Source organism: Labrys sedimenti (genome assembly GCF_034424805.1).
In the GTDB taxonomy this organism is placed as follows: Bacteria; Pseudomonadota; Alphaproteobacteria; order Rhizobiales; family Labraceae; genus Labrys; species Labrys sedimenti.
Window position 1 is genome coordinate 1 of record NZ_JAXOUF010000056.1, and the last position, 2,636, is coordinate 2,636.

The following is a 2,636-nucleotide window of genomic DNA, read 5'->3' on the forward strand; positions in this document are numbered from 1 at the left end:
AGCCTGTCTTCGCTCACGTGATACCGCCTCGGGTCAATAATTTTTGGCATGTGCTCTTGTGTCCTTGTGTCCGCGTGGTATTGTGCTCTTGTGTTAATACAACAGCACTCACCCATACGTCACTCAGTACCAGCACAGGTTATCGCATCCATGAAAGAACTCACGGTTCGCGTCGAGCTCAACGGCCAAAACAAGCAAGGCATGTCTCAGAAGGACCCGGCCAAACCCGCCAAATTTTACTGCCTCATGGGCGGCTACATTTCCCTCCCCGGGATCGCCTACCCGCAGGCGACGCAAATCTACGTTGGCGACCCCAACCAAGTAAAGGCACCTGGCCACTACGACGTTCCGCTCACTTTCTCCGTGGACGATGGCCGTCCCGCCTGTTCTCTGGATTTCAGCCGTGCTGTTCCCGCTCAGGCACCGGCGGCTGTCCGACCGGCGGCTACGGCTTGATATCCCCTGGCGCAACCCTGACTGCGAGGACGCGCCATGTACTACCTGGCTTGTGACGGCACCTGGACCAGCACCGAAGGCGGCACGCCTCAATGCTCCGGCACCCTGCGTTCTGTCTCGGCCACCGAAATGGGGGCAACCCCACTCTCTGATGCTGACCGCAAAGAGCTGTACGACAGCACCATTGTCCTCTTCGCCATTGTGTTCGGCATCGTCGTCGCCCGTAGGGCACTCAAATAGCAAGGAGCTTCACCATGCAACTGATTCGCAAAGTTGGTCTTGTCGCTGCAACCGCTCTGGCCTTCTGCTCCGCCGCTCACGCTGAGCTGCCGGCCTCGGCCACCGCTGCCACCACTTCCGCCGCCGCCGATGCCGCCACCCTGGGCGGTATCGTCCTGGGCATCATCATCGGCATCGCGGCCTTCAAGTGGATCCGCAAGGCGCTGTAAGGGGGTAGCGGGCCGCAAGGCTTGCTAGTGATCGATGAGCTTCGATCCCAACGTTTACGTCCTGATCGTGACTTCGGTGGCCATCTGGTACGTGTTCTTCGGCAGCTAGGCCGTCGATCCTCCAGCCCGCTCCGGCGGGCTTTTTTTTGCCCAAGGAAAAGCTATGCGGTCGCTACTGCTCGCGCTGCTGCTGTTGGCCTCGACCTCGGCCTTCGCCGACAACTACTACTGGCGCAACTCGAATACTCAGATGACTGGCGCTTCGGCCACCGAGCTGTGTGCCAACTCCATCGCTCGTATGGACAGTGAGGACTATTCCCGTAAGGACAATGGTTCGTCGTTCATCAACGAGACGACCTATGCGTGCCGCTATATCGCTGTTCGCAAGACTGACGGTCTTGAGAATTACCCGGGCATGGTCGAGCTTTACCGTGTCGGTGATACCTGTCCCGCTAATGAGGATTACAACACCGAGACCGGTGGTTGCCAGGCGCAGAGCAAGTGCACCGCGCTCAAGGATCAAGCCTTTGCCTGGGGCTTTAAGACCGCAGTCGGCTATGTCACCAACGGCGGCAAGCACGGTGTCACCGAGCATGTGAACAAGGACGGCTGCGAGGCTACCACCGGCTCTTTCCAGTGCGATGCGGCGTCCGATGGTTCGGACTATGGCTACTGCAAGGGGGTCGCCACCTACACCGGCCTCAATGCCACGGCAGGCGATGCCAACGTGGGCGCAACCACGATGGGCACCGACCCGAACAAGGACAGCAACACCAACTGCGGCACCGGCTACACCTGGTCCGGGTCGACCTGCGTGAAGAACCCTGAGACCACGCCCGATCCTGGTACTGGTGGTGGCACTGGCGGCGGCGAAGGCACTGGCGATGGCACTGGAACTGGTGGCTCCACGGGTGGCGGTTCTACCGGTGGCGGAAGCACTGGCGGTGGCACTGGTGGTGATGGCACTGGCGGCACAGGCACTGGCGATGGCACAGGCACTGGCACAACGCCTGGCGGCGACGATGACAAGGACGACGACACCCCGGACAAATCGACCGTAGCCGGTGAAGCCTGTACGGCGTCTCTCGCCTGCTCCGGCGATGCCATCCAGTGCGCGATCCTGCGTCAGGCCCGCGAACAGAAGTGCCAGACCGCTGAGTGGAATGACTACTCCAAGGCCAAGGACACGATCAACTCCGCCGTGGCCGGCAAGGAGTACCAGCTGGGCGAGAGCAAAACCGACATCAGCACCGGCTTCGATACGGGCACTCGGTTCCTGTCGGCGTCCTGCCCTGCACCCAAGTCTTGGCATAGCGATTCGTTCGGCCGGACCTTCCAGATTTCGTATCAACCGGCCTGCGACTACGCCTCGGCGATTTCCGCCCTGGTGCTCGCCATGGCCTCCCTTTTCTTCATCGTCTATGTCGGACGCGGCTTCGGAGGTGACTGATGCAATTCACTTGGCTGTTTACGTTCCTGAGCACCGTTGGTGCTCCCCTGGTGAAGAAGGTGCTCGTCGCCCTCGGCATCGGCGCGGTCTCCCTCGTCGGCATCACCGTCGTCACCAGTACCGCGGCTGGCTTCATGAAGTCGCAGCTTACCGGCGTCCCCGCTGACATCGCCCAGTTGCTGGGCCTGATGAAAGTGGACATCGCCATCAACATCATGACCAGCGCGGTCACTACCCGGATGACTATTGCTGGCGTCAACAAGGCTACCGGCACGAAGTCC

At 60.8% G+C, this 2,636-nt stretch carries 5 protein-coding genes; all 5 read left to right on the forward strand.

The features are described from left to right. Positions 1 to 150: 150 nt before the first annotated feature. Positions 151 to 456 (forward strand): hypothetical protein, encoded by a 306-nt coding sequence (locus U1R88_RS35230; RefSeq protein ID WP_322435520.1) that lies wholly within the window; start codon positions 151 to 153, stop codon positions 454 to 456. A 36-nt stretch (positions 457 to 492) separates the two neighbouring features. Beyond that, positions 493 to 696 (forward strand): hypothetical protein, encoded by a 204-nt coding sequence (locus U1R88_RS35235; RefSeq protein ID WP_322435521.1) that lies wholly within the window; start codon positions 493 to 495, stop codon positions 694 to 696. Between the two features lie 14 nt (positions 697 to 710). Continuing rightward, positions 711 to 905 carry a major capsid protein gene (locus U1R88_RS35240; protein ID WP_322435522.1) on the forward strand — a complete coding sequence of 65 codons (195 nt, stop codon included), beginning with the start codon at positions 711 to 713 and terminating at the stop codon, positions 903 to 905. Between the two features lie 163 nt (positions 906 to 1,068). Continuing rightward, entirely contained in the window at positions 1,069 to 2,355 is a 1,287-nt protein-coding gene (locus tag U1R88_RS35245) for a virulence factor TspB C-terminal domain-related protein (RefSeq protein ID WP_322435523.1), read from the forward strand. Beyond that, the coding region (locus U1R88_RS35250; RefSeq protein ID WP_322435524.1) for a DUF2523 domain-containing protein at positions 2,355 to 2,636 on the forward strand (282 nt) is incomplete at its 3' end. The genes U1R88_RS35245 and U1R88_RS35250, both read left to right, overlap by 1 nt.

Excerpts from the sequence above, each read along its gene's own strand:
- U1R88_RS35245 (WP_322435523.1), top strand. The coding sequence starts at position 1,069 with ATGCGGTCGCTACTGCTCGCGCTGCTGCTGTTGGCCTCGACCTCGGCC.
- U1R88_RS35240 (WP_322435522.1), top strand. The coding sequence starts at position 711 with ATGCAACTGATTCGCAAAGTTGGTCTTGTCGCTGCAACCGCTCTGGCC.
- U1R88_RS35235 (WP_322435521.1), top strand. The coding sequence starts at position 493 with ATGTACTACCTGGCTTGTGACGGCACCTGGACCAGCACCGAAGGCGGC.
- U1R88_RS35230 (WP_322435520.1), top strand. The coding sequence starts at position 151 with ATGAAAGAACTCACGGTTCGCGTCGAGCTCAACGGCCAAAACAAGCAA.